Raw genomic sequence first — 15,039 nt, 5'->3', positions numbered from 1 at the left:
AGCTGTGTTGAAGATTCTGCGCGGACTGGGCTGGGCCCTGGCAGGACTGCTGGTGCTGGCCATCGTGGTGTGGTGTGCCTCGCGCATGTGGCCCGTGCCGGAATCACGGCTGCAGGCCCAGCAGCGGTTGCAGGCCCGCCTGCCCGCTGATGGCTGCAACGGCTTTGCGCTGCTGTGGACACTCGCGTTCGACGATCTCGACCCGGGCCAGCGCGATCAGGCGCTGGCCCGGGACGTACAGCGCTGGGAGGCGGATCCGCACGGCAATGGCGGCGCCCGTCCGCAGCTGGCAGAGGACCACGTCGAGCTGCAATCACGGCCTTCGGCCAGCTGCGGACCGACCGCCAGTGACTGCCTCGCCCAGGTGCGCGCGGACCCGCAGCGCTTCGTCGATGCCCACGCTGGCCACCAGCAGCTGCATGCGCGCCTGGACCAGCTGGCCGATGCGGATCACTTCGTGTCGCCGTTCCGGCCCAAAGGCGAAGGCATCCTCGTGCCGATGCCGACCTATGGTTTGGTGATCGACGCCACCAGCGCACGCGCGCTGGCCTATGTGCAGGGTGATATCGACGGTGCGCTGCGTGGCAGTTGCCGCGGGCTGCAGCTGGGCCGCCGGCTGGTGACGGGCGGCAGCTACCTGGTGGAGAGCATCATCGGTGCCAGCCTGGTGCAGGCCAATGCCCAGTTGCTGGCCGACATGCTGGTCGAATTGCCGGCCGACCAGCCGCTGCCAGCGGAATGCGAGCAGGCGATGAAGCCGATGCGGGCCGCCGAACAGAGCCTGTGCCGTGCGATGCAGGGCGAGTATGCGATGAGCAGGGCTGCGATCGAAACCTCGGCGCAGGAGTTCGGTGGCGTGCTGGTACTCGATCGCAGCAGCACCCTGGCGCGTGTGGCGGGCAACCTGGGCTGGGCCTGTGGCGCGGCGGCGATGACCGCGCTGGAGGCGGATCGCCCGCTGCCGGTGCCGGCACCGCCGCAGCATGACTTCGGCTGCCTGTCGAACGTCATGGGGTGCGTGCTGGCCGATATCGCGGGCCCGGCCTATCCGGCCTATTCGTCACGGCCCCAGGATGCTGCCGCGATGGTGCGGCTGATCGGTGCGCAACGCTGGCTGCGACAGCAGGCCGAGGACCCTGTGGATGCGCTGAAGCGCTTGCCTGCCGAGTTCCGCTCGCAGGTGCGCACACCGCAGTTGTCGGCCGATGGCCGCCGCCTGCAGGTACCGCGGCGCTCAGCGCCGCGCAGCGCCGACGAGAGCCCATGGTTGTCGGTACCGATGGTGGCAGGGGACGCCCCGGCCGCCGCCGCGCGCGACTGAGCAGCGGCGGCCAGTGCGCGCTGTCCTCGTCATCCTCGCGGCCGCCTTCGCTCCGCGTCGCACCGCAGGTGCACACGCGCATACGGGCGCATCGGAGCCTCCCTGGCAGGGCAGCAGAGGACAGCGCCCGCGCCGGATCAGCGCGCGTGTGGCTTCAACCGCAGATAGACCTGCTTGCGCACCTGGGCGACCACCTCGCCGCTGTCGTCGACGACGTCGTTGCTGAACCAGCGCAGCACCTTCTCGCCGCCCGCTGCTTCGGCACGCAGTTCGGCCAGCAGCGCATCGTCGATGCGGAACGAGGTGCGCACCGTGCCCCGGCCAGGCTTGAGGAAATCGATCGCACCGGCCCGGTCCCACACGTAGTAGTCACGGCCGAGGATGTGCAGCAGGCCCAGCATCCAGAACGGGTCGGTCATCGCGAACAGGCTGCCGCCGAAATGCGTGCCGACGTAGTTGCGGTTCCACGGCCGCAGCCGCAGCTCGACGTCGATCTGCCGGTAATCGGGCGTGATGCGGGTGACATGGATGCCGGTGAACAGGAACGGTGGCCACAGGTTGATGCCGAAGCGGAACAGGCGGGCGTTCATGCGGGTCCGGGGCGCGAGGCGAGGTGCCCAGTCTAACCATTCGCATGCGTATGTTGCACCCCGGGCGTGTGTTCAACGGCGGCGTGCATGTCCTGCCTCATGGGCCGTCGATCATGTACCCGTCGCGGCCGTTGGCCTTGGCCTGATAAAGGGCGGTGTCGGCGCCTTCCACGAAATGGTGGGGCTGCAGTTCGCCGTCGGGCACGCGGGTGAATACGCCGATGGTGAGCGTGACGGTATCGTCGCTGCCATCGCCCGGCGCCGGCAATGCGCGCACGCAGGCAATCAGGTCCTCGATCACCTGGCGTGCGCCCTCGGCCGGTGTATCCGGCAGCACTAGCGCGAATTCGTCGCCACCGTAGCGTGCCGCCATGTCGCGCGGGCGGCGCGCATGGGCGCCGATCAGGCGGGCGACATCACGCAGCACGCGGTCGCCCACCTGGTGCCCGTGGCGATCGTTATGGCGCTTGAAGTGGTCGACGTCGATCAACGCCAGGCTCAATGGCTTGCCGCTGCGCCGCGCTGCGTCGCATTCCTGCTGCAGCGACTGCTCGAAGCGGAGGCGGTTGCCCAGGCCGGTAAGGGCGTCGCGGTTGGCCTGGCGGTGCCAGGCCGAGACCCGCCACACCGCCCAGACCAGCAGTGCCAGCGTCACGCCCAGCATCGCGCTGGCCGGCGCCCACCACAGGTCACTCGTGCGCAGCAGCAGCCAGCTCAGCAGGGCAGGCATTGGCAACGAACACAGCGCGACCAGCCAGGGCAGGCGCAGGCCGAGCAGGATCACGCACAGCGCCACCAGCACACCGCTGATGGCGTGCTGCCAGGCATGCGGTAGAACATCGATCTGCCTGTGCTGCAGCAGCATCGAGGTGATGTTGGCCTGGTACTCGCTGCCGCTCATCCAGAACTCGCGGGTGGTCGGGGTCAGCAGGCGGGGCGCGATGCCGCTGGCCGTCATGCCAACTACGATGCGGCGGCCATGCAGCATCGCCATGTCCACGTGGCCATCGAGAACGTCCGCATAGGACACCTGCGGCAGCCGCTCGGGGGGGCCGGCGTAGCGCACGCGAACGTAATCGTCGCGACGCCATTGATAGGGCGAGCCCAGTTCCGGGTCGGGATCGGGCAGGCCGCGTACGGCACCGGCAGGCAGGTCGGCCAGTGCCAGGCCCAGTGCCGGCCAGTGCGGCTGGCCGATACCTGCGTGCAGATAGACGCCACGGGCGACGCCGTCGCCATCCACCTCGACATCGGTGTGGCCGATGGCGGCAGCACTGGCAGCGATCTGTGGGATCGGCAGCATCTCCTCGGCCATGCGGTCGCCGGCCGCCGGCGCGGCCAGCACCGGCAGCACCACCCGGCCATTGCGTCGGATGGCGGCCGCCAGTTGATCATCCTGTCGGCTGTCACGGCGATCCGGTTCGGACAGCATCAGGTCCAGCGCGACGCGTTCGGCGCCGGCATCGGTCAGGCGGTCAAGCAGGCGTGCATGCACCGAGCGGGGCCAGGGCCACTGGCCAATGCGCTGCAGGCTGCCTTCGTCGATGGCGACGATCAGCACGCTGGGATCGGGGCGGTACTCCCAGTTGCCGACCAACGCGTCATAGGCCGCCTCGTCCTGCCGCCACAGCCACTGTCCCTGGCTGGCAACGATGGTCAGCACGCCGGCCAGCAGGGCCAGCAGGATCCGCTTCGACCATGGCAGCGGCGAGCGCCTCACAACAACAACCAGAGCAGCAGGGCACCGCCACCCGCGCCGTAGCACAGGCGGCACGGCAGCGGGACCTGCTGGGCAGGCGAGAACGCGCTGGCGTGGCCGTCATCGTCGATGTACTGCACGCGTACATGCAGGGTGCCGCTCCACGGGCGCTTGAAGCTCACCTGCGGCTGGTCCACGGTTTCGTCGACCAGCGGTGCCTTGAAGTCGCCGCGGCGATCCACCTGCACCCGGTAGCGCTGGCCCTCGCTGCCGGCCTGCCAGCGCAGCGTCAGCTCGCCGTGTGCGGCCTCGGGTGGTTGCAGGGCCGGGTCCACCGGTTCATTGCTCAGCTGCAGCGGCAACGCCTGGCCATAGCGGCCCTGTCGGCCTTCGCCATCGCGCGAGGCCACCCGCCAGTAGTACTGGCCGGGCGGCAGCGGTTGCGCCAGGCGCAGGTCGGTCGCATGGGTGGCCTGCTCCTGCAGGGGCTGCAGGAAGCTGGGTTCGGTGGCGATCTGCAGGACGCTGCTGCGCGCACCGGGGGCCTGGCTCCAGCGGAAACGCGGGCGGTCGCTGTTGATCGTCTGCCCATGCAGCGGCGATACGGTCAGCGGCGGTGGTGGCTGGTCACCGAGCTCGAAATCGGCGCTGGCATCCAGGCCTTCGACCCCCTGGGCGTCGACCGCGCGCAACAGGATGCGCAGTTGGCCAGGCGGCAGATCGCCGATCGCCAGCCGGGTGTCGGCGGTGGTGGCGGCGAACAGCAGGATCTCCGGCGTTGCCGCCTGCACCACTTCCACCCGGTAATGATCGGCGCCATTGACCGGCTCCCAGGCAAGCACGGTCGGCAGCGGCGCCAGGCGCAGCACGTCATTGCGCAGCGCCGGCGCCGGCAGCAGTGCGGAGACCGCAGCGGGCGCCGCATCGGCACTGCTGCTGCGGGTCGCCTGGCCCGGCCGGACCAGGCGCTGGCCATGGGAGTTGCCGACCTGCACCTTGCCCTGCAGGACCTCGGTGGCACCGACGTGCCCGTTATCCCCGGCGCTGACCCGGAACACCGTGCCGCGCACGCTGCTGGTCGCGGTGGGCGCATCGATGATGTAACGCGAGGCGGGGCCGCGCGCCGGCGTCACCCGGTTGCTGGCTCGCCCCTGCTGCAGGCGCAGTCGGGTGTCGACCATGCCGGTGTGGCCGTAACGGCTCAGCTGGTCCAGGCGCAGGCGCGAGTACTCGCGCAGCTGCAGGCGCGAGGCATCGGCGAATTCCAGGGTGATGCTGGAATCGCCTGCGGTCTCCACGGTGTCACCGATATGCAGCTGTTCGCCGGCTTGGAGCGCGCGGGTCGCCGTGCCATCGGCGCCTGCCAGCGCGACCTTGCCGCGCACGGACAGCACCCGGGCCGGCGCCGGCTCGGTGCGCAGCCAGCTGATCGGGAAGCGCAGCAGCTGGCCCGGCGGCAACTGGTAGGGGTTGTCGATGCGGTTGTGCTGCTGCAGCTGCTGCCAGCGTACCGTGGGCTTCAGGTAGAGCCCGCCCAGGTCCCACAGGGTATCGCCGGGCCGGACCCGGTAGTTCCAGTCCTGGGCGCCGGCAATGGCGGGCATCAGGAAGAGGGCGCAGAGCAGAGCGCCCGTTAAATGCATGGCGAACGACAGAGAGCGGACGACGGTCACAGTTTGCAATCCCGGCAATGCGGGGGTGCAGCTGCAAGACCCCATGGCCCCGACCTCATCCCCCCGAACGGATCGTGGCGACCGCATGGCCACCAGCGCGGGCATTATTGCCCGCGTTCAGTGCAGGGATTCTGAACGGAGCGGGTTCCCGTTCAGAACAGCAGCGACGCCATCCTGCGGCGGTACTGGCCGACCAGGTCCTCGTCGGAGATCACATTGAAGGCGTCGATCAGCGCCTTGCGCGGCAGGCCTTCCTCGAATCCGCGGTCGATCCGCAGCATTTCCAGGAACTGGGCCAGCGCGGCCTCGTCATGACCGCCGAGCAGCAGTTGCACGCCGCGCAGGTGACGGGCCTTGAGGTCCTTGCCGTCAGCGGCGATGCGTGCGTCCAGTACCTCGGCGGCCGGGGCATCCTTCAGCGCGGCGGCGAAGGCCAGGCGGGCGCGGGCACGCACGGCGCGGTCGTCGGTGGCCAGGTTGGCAGGCAGGCCGTCGATCAGGGTGCCTGCCTCGTCCACGCCACCGATCTGCAGCAGGGCCAGGGCCAGGTCGAGCTTCAGTTCATCCTTGTCCGGCTCGGCGGCGATCTGCGCACGCAGCACATCGACCTGCGCCTGCGGATCCAGCGGGGCGTCATCTTCGGGGACAGCATCGCCCACATCGGCCGGTACGATGCCGTGCTGGGCCAGGAACTCACGCAGCTGGCCTTCCGGAATGGCGCCCGGGAAGCCGTCCACCAGCTGGCCGCCCTTGACCAGGAACACGGTTGGCACCGAGCGGATCTGGAAGGCCGCAGCGATCTGCTGTTCCTTGTCGACATCGACCTTGGCCAGCTCGAACGCACCGTTGTACTCGGCAGCCAGCTTTTCCAGCATCGGGCCGAGGGTCTTGCACGGCCCGCACCAGGTGGCCCAGAAGTCGACCAGCACCGGCGTCTGCAGCGACTTCTGCAGGACTTCGGCCTCGAAGGTAGCAGTGGTGGCGTCGAATACGTAGGTCGTCTCGGTCATGGGGAAAGCATCGCTTGGCATCTGGAGACCGATTCTATGGTGACGATCGATGTCCGTCTCAACCCTGCCATCACATCGCGCGCGACGGCCTCGGGGGCGTGGCACGCAGTGCAGCTCGTGGATCACCCGCTTTCCGGAGCTGACCGGCCTGGTGGTCGCGGTGCGCCGGAAGCACCCGGCCTCGGTCGCGCGCTTGGCGCACCGCGTCGCTGCCGCGACAATGCGCTGATCCATTCTTTTCCGGGTGACTGCGCGCAATGTCCATGGTCCGGCTTGATCGTTGGTTGGGACTGCTTGCTGCAGTCGTGTTCGTCCTGGCTGTGTCTGGCTTCGGTGCCGGCCTGGAGGGCTACGCACAGGCCCGCCACCCGGTGGCGCTGCTGGGTGCGCGGGGTGTACCGCATGCGCTGGCCTTCAATCTGCTTGGCTTTGTGCTGCCCGGCGTGCTCGCCGCTGTGGTGGCTGAGCGCCTGCGCCGCAGCCTGCCCGCCACTGCCGGCTGGGCACCGAGGGTCGGCAGCCAGATGCTGCTGCTGGCTGGCCTGGGCTTTGCCGCGATGGGCTTGCTGCCGCTGGACGTGGACGATCTGCATGGGCCGGCCAGCCAGCTGCATGCCAGTGCCTGGATGATCTGGGTGCTGGGCTTCGTCGCCGGAACCCTGTTGCTGGGCACGACACAGCTGCGTCAGGCGCATGGCCGCGCCTTGGGCGCCTTGGCCCTGGGCTGCGGCATGCTGGCTGCGGTGGCCGCGTTTGCCCTGCAGGGCGTCCTGCCGGCGCCGCTGGCACAACGGCTGGCGTTCGCCTGCTGGGTGGCCTGGCTGGCCACCGCACTGCCGCTGTCGCGCCAACGCTGAGACGGCTCCCGGGGCATCGCGGCGCCCCCCCCCAGCAGGCAGGATTGGAGACGTTTGCCGCACTGCGGTACGCTGTACCGCTTTGCCGCCGCATCCGCGTGTTCCATGACCAGCGCTGAAACCAACGCCTACGACCCGCAGCAGGTTGAATCCGCCGCCCAGCAGTACTGGGACGCCACCCGTGCCTTCGAGGTCGACGAGACCTCGGACAAGCCGAAGTACTACTGCCTGTCGATGCTTCCGTACCCGTCCGGTGCGCTGCACATGGGCCACGTGCGCAATTACACGATTGGCGACGTGATCAGCCGCTACAAGCGCATGACCGGCCACAACGTGCTGCAGCCGATGGGCTGGGACGCGTTCGGCCTGCCGGCGGAAAACGCCGCGATCAAGAACAAGACCGCGCCGGCGGCGTGGACCTACAAGAACATTGACCACATGCGCAGCCAGCTGAAATCGCTGGGCTATGCCATCGACTGGTCGCGCGAGTTCGCCACCTGCCGTCCGGACTATTACGTCCACGAGCAGCGCATGTTCACCCGCCTGATGCGCAAGGGCCTGGCCTATCGCCGCAACGCGGTGGTGAACTGGGACCCGGTCGACCAGACCGTGCTGGCCAACGAGCAGGTCATCGACGGCCGCGGCTGGCGCTCCGGTGCGCTGGTGGAGAAGCGTGAGATCCCGCAGTGGTTCCTGCGCATCACCGACTACGCTCAGGAGCTGCTGGATGGCCTGGACGAGCTGGACGGCTGGCCGGAATCGGTCAAGACCATGCAGCGCAACTGGATCGGCCGTTCCGAAGGCCTGGAAATCCAGTTCGACGTGCGCGATGTCGACGGCAGCGCGCTGGACCCGCTGCGCGTGTTCACCACCCGCCCGGACACGGTGATGGGCGTGACCTTCGTGTCGATCGCCGCCGAACACCCGCTGGCGCTGCACGCGGCGAAGAACAACCCGGAACTGGCCGCGCTGCTGGCCGACCTGAAGCAGGGCGGTGTGTCCGAGGCCGAGCTGGAGACCCAGGAAAAGCGCGGCATGGACACCGGCCTGCGCGCGCTGCACCCGGTCACCGGCGAGCCGGTCCCGGTGTGGGTCGCCAACTTCGTGCTGATGGGCTACGGCACCGGCGCGGTGATGGCGGTGCCGGGCCATGACCAGCGCGACAATGAAGTGGCCAACAAGTACGGGCTGCCGATCAAGCAGGTCATCGCGCTGAAGGATCCGCGCACTGAGGAAGAGCGCACCTGGGACGGCAGCCGCTGGCAGGACTGGTACAGCGACAAGAGCCGTGCCTTCGAACTGGTCAACTCGGCCGAATTCGACGGCTTGGACTTCCAGGGCGCGTTCGAAGCGCTGGCCGAACGTTTCGAGCGCAAGGCCCAGGGCCAGCGCCGCGTCAACTACCGCCTGCGCGACTGGGGCGTGAGCCGCCAGCGCTACTGGGGCTGCCCGATTCCGGTGATCTACTGCGCCAAGTGCGGTGCGGTGCCGGTGCCGGAGGAGCAGCTGCCGGTGGTACTGCCGGAGGACGTGGCGTTCTCCGGGACCGGTTCGCCGATCAAGACCGACCCGGAATGGCGCAAGACCACCTGCCCGGAATGCGGTGGCGCCGCCGAGCGCGAGACCGACACCTTCGACACCTTCATGGAGTCGAGCTGGTACTACGCCCGCTACACCTCGCCGGGTGCCCGTGACGCCGTCGACAAGCGCGGCAACTACTGGCTGCCGGTCGATCAGTACATCGGTGGCATCGAGCACGCGATCCTGCACCTGATGTATTTCCGCTTCTACCACAAGCTGCTGCGCGACGCGCGGATGGTGGACAGCAACGAACCGGCGCGCAACCTGCTGTGCCAGGGCATGGTGATCGCCGAGACCTACTACCGCCCGAATCCGGACGGTTCGAAGGACTGGATCAACCCGGCCGATGTGGAAGTGCAGCGTGACGAGCGCGGCCGCATCACCGGCGCCACCCTGATCGCCGACGGCCAGCCGGTGGTGGTCGGTGGCACCGAGAAGATGTCCAAGTCGAAGAACAACGGCGTGGACCCGCAGGCGATGGTCGGCAAGTACGGCGCCGACACCGTGCGCCTGTTCTCGATGTTCGCCGCGCCGCCGGAGCAGTCGCTGGAGTGGAACGAGGCCGGCGTGGACGGCATGGCGCGCTTCCTGCGCCGCCTGTGGGCCCAGGTGCAGAAGCATGCTGCCGACGGTGCCGCCCCGGCGCTGGACGTTGCAGCACTGGATGCCAACCAGAAGGCGCTGCGCCGCAAGACCCACGAAACCATCGGCAAGGTCGGTGACGACTACGGCCGCCGCCACAGCTTCAACACCGCCATCGCAGCGGTGATGGAGCTGATGAACGCGCTGGCCAGGTTCGAGGACGACAGCGAGCAGGGCCGCGCGGTGCGCCAGGAAGCGCTGCAGGCCGTCGTGCTGCTGCTGAACCCGATCACGCCGCATGCCAGCCACGCCCTCTGGCAGGTGCTGGGCCATGGCGAGACGCTGCTGGAAGACCAGCCGTTCCCGCAGGCCGACAGCAGTGCGCTGGTACGCGATGCGCTGACCCTGGCGGTGCAGGTCAACGGCAAGCTGCGTGGCACCATCGAGGTAGCGGCCGATGCCGCGCGCGAGCAGGTCGAGGCGCTGGCGCTGGCCGAGCCCAACGCGGCCAGGTTCATGGAAGGCCTGACGGTGCGCAAGATCATCATCGTCCCGGGCAAGATCGTGAACATCGTCGCCGCCTGATGTACCTCGCACCGGCCACCCGCGCGGTGGCCGGTGCCTTTCCAGAAGCAGGGCCGGGTGCTTGATGGCCCTGCATTCACGCGGCTTCGGGCACGCTGTGTGTTGCCGTGATCGCCCGGCTCCGCCAGACTGTCTCCATGACCCGAATCCTGCTTGCCCTCGTTCTTGTCCTCGGCCTCGCCGGCTGCGGCTTCCATCTGCGCAACAAGCTGATGCTGCCGACCGACACCGCCCCGGTGAAGGTGGTCTCCACCGCCCCGTACAGTGAACTGGTCAAGCTGCTCAATCGCAGCCTGCTGGCCTCCGGTGCCAGGCTGGCCGATGAGGACAGCAAGGAACCCAGTACCCAGCTGCAGGTGTTGTCCGAGCGCTGGGGTGACCTCCCGATCGCCATCGACTCGCAGGGTCGTGCGCAGGAGTACAGCCTGCGCTATGCGGTGATCTTCATCTTCCGCCGCGAGGATGGCAGCGAACTGGTGCCGCAGCAGGTGATCGAGCTGTCGCGCGACTACGTGTCGCCGCCGACCGACGCCACCGGCACCACCACCGAACGCGAAATCCTGGCCACGGAGCTGCGCCGGGAAATGTCCGCCTCGATCATCCGCCGTATCGACAGCGTGGTCCGCGCCGAGATCGAGAAGGGGGGCAGCCTGTCCGCGCCGAAGGCCCAGCCGATCGAGGGCGCGGTGCCGGCAGAGCCGGCCGCCGCCGTCAAGCACTGAGCGGTAGCGACGATGGAACTGCGTCCGGAGCAGCTGGCCAGCCAGGGCGCTGACACGGCGTTGGCGCCGGTATACCTGATCGCAGGCCCGGAAACACTGCGCGTGCTGGAGGCCGCAGATGCCATCCGCGCGCGTGCGCGCGCCTCGGGCATCGGCGAACGCGAAGTGTTCGACGCCGACGGGCGTGATTTCGACTGGAACCAGCTTGACGCCAGCTTCAATGCGCCCAGCCTGTTCAGCGCCCGCCGCCTGGTCGAGGTGCGCCTGCCCAGCGGCAAGCCGGGCAAGGAGGGCGCCGAGGTGATCAGCCAGTTCTGCGCCAACCCGGCGCCGGACGTGGTGTTGATGATCACCGCCAATGAATGGAGCAAGGCCCACCAGGGCAAGTGGGCCGAGGCGGTCAGCCGCATCGGCGTGCTGTCGGTGGCCTGGGCGATCAAGCCACACGAACTGCCGGACTGGATCGAGCGCCGCCTGCGCGGCAAGGGCCTGCGTGCCGACCCGGCCGCCGTGCAGCGCCTGGCCGAGCGGGTGGAGGGCAACCTGCTGGCCGCCGCCCAGGAAATCGACAAGCTGGCGCTGTTGGCCGACGGCCAGCCGTTGGATGTGGAACGGATGGAGTCGCTGGTGGCTGACGCTGCCCGCTACGACGTGTTCCGCTTGGTGGAGGCGACGTTCTCCGGCCAGCCGCCGGCGGTGCTGCGCATGCTGGCCGGCCTGCGCGGTGAAGGGGAGGCGGTGGCCGCATTGATGCCGATCGTGATCCGCGAACTGCTGGCGGGCGCAGGCCTGGCCCGCGTGCAGGCGCGTGGTGGCAACCTGGCCGCTGAAATGAAATCGCGTGGCATCTGGGAATCGCGGCAGGCGCCTTACAAGCGCGCGCTGCAGCGGCACCCGGAAGGCAAGCGCTGGGAGCGCTTCGTGGCCGAGGCGGGGCTGGTCGACCGCATTGCCAAGGGGCGCGCTGACGGCGACGCCTGGCTGGCGCTGGAACGCCTGCTGGTGGCCGTGGCCGAACCGCGTGCCGTGCGCCTGCTGGCGCGGGCCTGAGTGATGAGCCTGCGGATCTACTACGGGGGCACCTTCGATCCAGTGCACCTCGGGCACCTGGCGATCGCGCGTGCGGCCCGTGATGAACTGCAGGTCGCCGTGCGCATGCTGCCGGCCGCCGATCCGCCGCACCGCGCGGTGCCCGGTGCCACCGCTGAGCAGCGCTGCACGATGTTGTCGCTGGCCATCGGCGACGAGCCGGGGCTGCTGCTGGACCGTCGCGAACTGGATCGTGCCACCCGCTGCCCTGGTCGCCCGTCGTACACCGTCGACACCCTGCGCGAGCTGCGTGGCGAGCTGGGCCCGAGCCGGCCGCTGGCCTGGCTGGTGGGCGCCGACAGCCTGCTGGGGCTGTCCGGCTGGCACGAATGGGAGGCCCTGTTCGATCTGGCCCACTTCGTGGTGGCCGAACGACCGGGCAGTCCGTTGCAGGCGTCGATCGATGGCGAGCTGGGGCGCGCCCTGCAAGGGCGCTGGGCCGACAATGAGCAGGCCCTGTTCGCCAGCCCGGCCGGGCGCATCCTGCGCCTGCACCACCCACTGCGCGAGGAATCGGCCAGCGCCGTGCGCTCGCAGATTGCCGCTGGCGGTCCCTGGCGCGCACTGCTGCCACCGGCCGTAGCCGACTATGTCTCTGCACACGGGCTGTACCGCCCGGGCACGGCGTGAATGGCGCGGCCGCGCCATCCCCGTATAATCGCCCCACGTTTATCGAGTCGATCCATTTTGAGCAACCAGACCCAGCCCCAGACCATCAAGGTCGATCTGCCCAGCCCGCCGCCGTCCGTGCCGGAACTGCTGGCCAGCGTCCGCCAAGCCACCGAAGACCTGAAGGCCAAGGACCTGGTCGAGATCGACGTGCGCGGCCGGTCCAGCGTTGCCGACTACATGATCGTCGTTTCGGGCACTTCGACCCGCCACGTCAAGTCGATTGCCGATGAAGTCGTGCGCTTCGCCAAGAACATCGACGTGATGCCGCTGGGTGTTGAAGGCGAGCGCGAAGCGGAGTGGGTGCTGGTCGATCTGGGCGACGTGATCGTCCACGTGATGCTGCCGCGCGTGCGTGAGTTCTACGCGCTCGAGCGCCTGTGGACCGTCGGCGACCAGCCGCCGTCCAGCGACGACGAAGTGGCCTGAGCCGCACGTTGACGCATCCCTTCGACGGCGCCGATGGCGCCGTCGACGTTTTGGAGGACCGTTGATGAAAGCCCGCCTGATCGCCACCGGTGAACGCGCGCCCAGCTGGGTCGCGCAGGGGTTCGCCGAATACCAGAAGCGGCTGTCGCATTGGCTGCCGTTCGAGCTGGTGGAAATCGAACCCGGCCTGCGCGGCAAGGGGCGCGATCCGCGCCGTGCCACCGAGGATGAAGGCAAGCGGGTCATCGCCGCGCTGCCGAAGAACGCTTACGTGGTGGCACTGGACGTGCCGGGGCGGCAGTTGAGTTCCGAGCAGCTGGCGCAGCGCCTGGAGCATTGGCGGGGGCAGGGCCGGGACCTCGCCTTCCTGATCGGTGGCCCGGAAGGGCATTCGCCAGAGGTCTCCGCGCTGGCCGACGAAAAGTGGTCGATCGGACCGCTGACGCTGCCGCACATGCTGGTGCGTCTGGTGGTGGCCGAGCAGCTGTATCGGGCTGCCGCAATGATTGCCAATCACCCCTACCATCGCGCGTGAAGAGTGGTTATACTAGTCGTCTGCCCGAATAGCTCAGCCGGTTAGAGCACTTGACTGTTAATCAGGGGGTCGTTGGTTCGAGTCCAACTTCGGGCGCCACCTTGCAAAACCTGCATCGCGAGATGCAGGTTTTTTTTTTGCCGTGTTGTGGCGGCGAGCCCATGCTCGGCTGCATCCTCCAAGCCGGGCACGCGCTCGGCGCTACAGCGTGATCCGGCCCTTCCAGAACGCTACCAGCGTGGCGATCGCTACTGCCAGGATCGCGCCGAACAGCCCCCACTCCCAGCGCGTGAAAACCGGCTCGCCGCGCTGGCGCCGGGTCTGCGCAAACAGAACAACGCCGGGCACGTACAGCAGCACCGACAGCAGCAGGTTGTTCAGGCCGCCGGCATACACCAGCCACAGCGCGTAGGCGCTGGCCAGCAGCGCGACCACGAAATCGCGCCAGCGCACGCGTGGCTCACCCGCGTAGGACTGCCCGCGCCAGGCCAGTTGCACGCCGAACGCGGTGGACAGGAAGTAGGGCACCAGGCTCATCGATGCGGCCAGCAGCACCAGGCCGGTGTAGCTGCCCGCATTGAACAGCACCAGCAGCAGGAACAGCTGGATCAGCCCGTTGCTCAACCACAATGCATTGGCCGGCACACCACGCGCATTCTCGCGTCCCAGGAAGGCGGGCATTGTGCCGTCGCCAGCGGCGGCATACAGCACTTCGGCACACAGCAGCACCCAGGCCAGCAACGCGCCCAGCACCGAAATGATCGAACCGGCGATGATCACCGTCGCGCCCCATTCGCCGACGATGGCGCGCAGCACATAGGCCATCGACGGGTTGGGCAGCCCGGCCAGTTCGGCCTGCGACAGCACGCCCATCGACAGCAGGCTGACCAGGACGAGCAGCAGCCAGACCCCCAGGAAACCGATCACCGTGGCACGGCCGACGTCGGCACGGCGCGCGGCACGCCGCGAATAGATGCTGGCGCCTTCGATGCCGATGAACACCCACACGGTGACCAGCATCATGCCGCGCAGTTGCTGGCCGAGGTCGCCAAGCGCAGGTGTGCCGAAGAAGTCGGCGCGGAACACCTCCATGCGGAACGCGCCGGCGGCCAGCACCAGGAACAGTGCGATGGGCAGCAGCTTGGCCACCGTCACCAGGCCGTTGACGATGGCGGCGGTGCGCAGGCCTCGCAGCACCAGCAGGTGGACGGTCCACAACAGTACGGACGAAGCGGCCACGGCGGCTGGCGTGTTGCCTTCGCCGAACACCGGCATGAAATGGCCCAGGCCGCTGAAGATCAGCACGAAGAAGCTGGCATTGCCCAGTACCGAAGCGACCCAGTAGCCCCACGCCGCGGAGAAGCCGATGTAGTTGCCGAAGCCTTCGCGTGCATATGCGTAGATGCCGGTGTCCAGGTCCGGACGGCGGTTGGCCAGGGCCTGGAACACGAAGGCCAGCATCAGCATGCCGGCGCCACTGACGGCCCAGCCGATCATCGCGGCGGCCGGACCGGCACTGCGCGCGACGTTCTGCGGCAGCGAAAAGATACCGGCGCCGACCATCGAGCCGACTACCAGTGCAGTCAACGCCGGCAGGCCGAGGCGTTGCGATGTCGTGGCCATTGAGATCCCCTGCGGCCCGGATGCCGCGAGCACACCCTAGCCATGTACTCGTGAACATGGCTGCAAGGCCGGGT

The 15,039-nt window shown here is 68.6% G+C and carries 13 protein-coding genes and 1 tRNA gene; 9 read left to right on the top strand and 5 right to left on the bottom strand.

Translation table 11 applies throughout. The features are described from left to right. The first annotated feature begins 4 nt into the window (after positions 1-4). Positions 5-1,321 (top strand): hypothetical protein, encoded by a 1,317-nt coding sequence (locus ACZ75I_RS14175; RefSeq protein WP_472958110.1) that lies wholly within the window; start codon positions 5-7, stop codon positions 1,319-1,321. A gap of 137 nt (positions 1,322-1,458) precedes the next feature. Here ACZ75I_RS14175 and ACZ75I_RS14170 read toward each other — a convergent pair whose 3' ends face one another. From ACZ75I_RS14170 to trxA, 4 genes are all read right to left on the bottom strand, one after another. Further along, complete coding sequence (locus tag ACZ75I_RS14170; RefSeq protein WP_072168538.1) at positions 1,459-1,911, bottom strand: DUF4442 domain-containing protein; 453 nt, start codon at positions 1,909-1,911, stop codon at positions 1,459-1,461. A gap of 97 nt (positions 1,912-2,008) precedes the next feature. After that, complete coding sequence (locus ACZ75I_RS14165; RefSeq protein ID WP_180870237.1) at positions 2,009-3,631, bottom strand: CHASE2 domain-containing protein; 1,623 nt, start codon at positions 3,629-3,631, stop codon at positions 2,009-2,011. Continuing rightward, entirely contained in the window at positions 3,628-5,328 is a 1,701-nt protein-coding gene (locus ACZ75I_RS14160; protein ID WP_472959062.1) for a FecR family protein, read from the bottom strand. The genes ACZ75I_RS14165 and ACZ75I_RS14160 overlap by 4 nt, the downstream gene beginning before the upstream one ends. A 107-nt stretch (positions 5,329-5,435) precedes the next feature. Beyond that, positions 5,436-6,293 (bottom strand): thioredoxin, encoded by an 858-nt coding sequence (gene trxA / locus ACZ75I_RS14155; RefSeq protein WP_180870241.1) that lies wholly within the window; start codon positions 6,291-6,293, stop codon positions 5,436-5,438. 257 nt (positions 6,294-6,550) lie between these two features. Here trxA and ACZ75I_RS14150 point away from each other — a divergent pair, with 257 nt between their 5' ends. The 8 genes from ACZ75I_RS14150 (at position 6,551) to ACZ75I_RS14115 (ending at position 13,441) form a co-directional block, all read left to right on the top strand. After that, positions 6,551-7,150 carry a DUF998 domain-containing protein gene (locus tag ACZ75I_RS14150; protein WP_180870246.1) on the top strand — a complete coding sequence of 200 codons (600 nt, stop codon included), beginning with the start codon at positions 6,551-6,553 and terminating at the stop codon, positions 7,148-7,150. A gap of 105 nt (positions 7,151-7,255) precedes the next feature. After that, positions 7,256-9,898 carry a leucine--tRNA ligase gene (gene leuS, locus ACZ75I_RS14145; protein WP_180870248.1) on the top strand — a complete coding sequence of 881 codons (2,643 nt, stop codon included), beginning with the start codon at positions 7,256-7,258 and terminating at the stop codon, positions 9,896-9,898. Between the two features lie 137 nt (positions 9,899-10,035). Next, positions 10,036-10,620, top strand: coding sequence for an LPS-assembly lipoprotein LptE (locus tag ACZ75I_RS14140; protein WP_061479658.1), 585 nt, complete (start codon positions 10,036-10,038; stop codon positions 10,618-10,620). A gap of 12 nt (positions 10,621-10,632) precedes the next feature. Beyond that, positions 10,633-11,670: a DNA polymerase III subunit delta gene (holA, locus tag ACZ75I_RS14135; protein WP_049414424.1), complete on the top strand. Its 1,038-nt coding sequence runs from the start codon at positions 10,633-10,635 to the stop codon at positions 11,668-11,670. Next, positions 11,671-12,339, top strand: a complete 669-nt coding sequence (gene nadD, locus ACZ75I_RS14130; RefSeq protein ID WP_185807464.1) for a nicotinate-nucleotide adenylyltransferase — start codon at positions 11,671-11,673, stop codon at positions 12,337-12,339. A gap of 57 nt (positions 12,340-12,396) precedes the next feature. Beyond that, the gene (gene rsfS / locus ACZ75I_RS14125) at positions 12,397-12,807 is read left to right on the top strand and encodes a ribosome silencing factor (protein ID WP_005418109.1); all 411 of its coding nucleotides are present in this window, start codon (positions 12,397-12,399) and stop codon (positions 12,805-12,807) included. Between the two features lie 64 nt (positions 12,808-12,871). Then, on the top strand, positions 12,872-13,342 hold the full coding sequence (gene rlmH / locus ACZ75I_RS14120; protein ID WP_005418108.1) for a 23S rRNA (pseudouridine(1915)-N(3))-methyltransferase RlmH: 471 nt from the start codon (positions 12,872-12,874) through the stop codon (positions 13,340-13,342). A 22-nt stretch (positions 13,343-13,364) separates the two neighbouring features. Beyond that, positions 13,365-13,441: transfer RNA gene (locus ACZ75I_RS14115), tRNA-Asn, on the top strand. 102 nt (positions 13,442-13,543) lie between these two features. On the opposite strand, the gene ACZ75I_RS14110 is transcribed toward ACZ75I_RS14115, so the two are convergent. Next, positions 13,544-14,965 (bottom strand): basic amino acid/polyamine antiporter, encoded by a 1,422-nt coding sequence (locus ACZ75I_RS14110; protein WP_061479656.1) that lies wholly within the window; start codon positions 14,963-14,965, stop codon positions 13,544-13,546. Positions 14,966-15,039 lie beyond the last annotated feature (74 nt).

The organism is Stenotrophomonas sp. X, assembly GCF_055721025.1.
Note: the sequence above shows the minus strand (reverse complement) of the source record. Positions and strands in the feature narration are given on the sequence as shown.

Excerpts from the sequence above, each read along its gene's own strand:
- ACZ75I_RS14170 (WP_072168538.1), bottom strand. The coding sequence starts at position 1,911 with ATGAACGCCCGCCTGTTCCGCTTCGGCATCAACCTGTGGCCACCGTTC.
- ACZ75I_RS14160 (WP_472959062.1), bottom strand. The coding sequence starts at position 5,328 with ATGGGGTCTTGCAGCTGCACCCCCGCATTGCCGGGATTGCAAACTGTG.
- trxA (WP_180870241.1), bottom strand. The coding sequence starts at position 6,293 with ATGACCGAGACGACCTACGTATTCGACGCCACCACTGCTACCTTCGAG.
- ACZ75I_RS14150 (WP_180870246.1), top strand. The coding sequence starts at position 6,551 with ATGTCCATGGTCCGGCTTGATCGTTGGTTGGGACTGCTTGCTGCAGTC.
- leuS (WP_180870248.1), top strand. The coding sequence starts at position 7,256 with ATGACCAGCGCTGAAACCAACGCCTACGACCCGCAGCAGGTTGAATCC.
- ACZ75I_RS14140 (WP_061479658.1), top strand. The coding sequence starts at position 10,036 with ATGACCCGAATCCTGCTTGCCCTCGTTCTTGTCCTCGGCCTCGCCGGC.
- holA (WP_049414424.1), top strand. The coding sequence starts at position 10,633 with ATGGAACTGCGTCCGGAGCAGCTGGCCAGCCAGGGCGCTGACACGGCG.
- rlmH (WP_005418108.1), top strand. The coding sequence starts at position 12,872 with ATGAAAGCCCGCCTGATCGCCACCGGTGAACGCGCGCCCAGCTGGGTC.
- ACZ75I_RS14110 (WP_061479656.1), bottom strand. The coding sequence starts at position 14,965 with ATGGCCACGACATCGCAACGCCTCGGCCTGCCGGCGTTGACTGCACTG.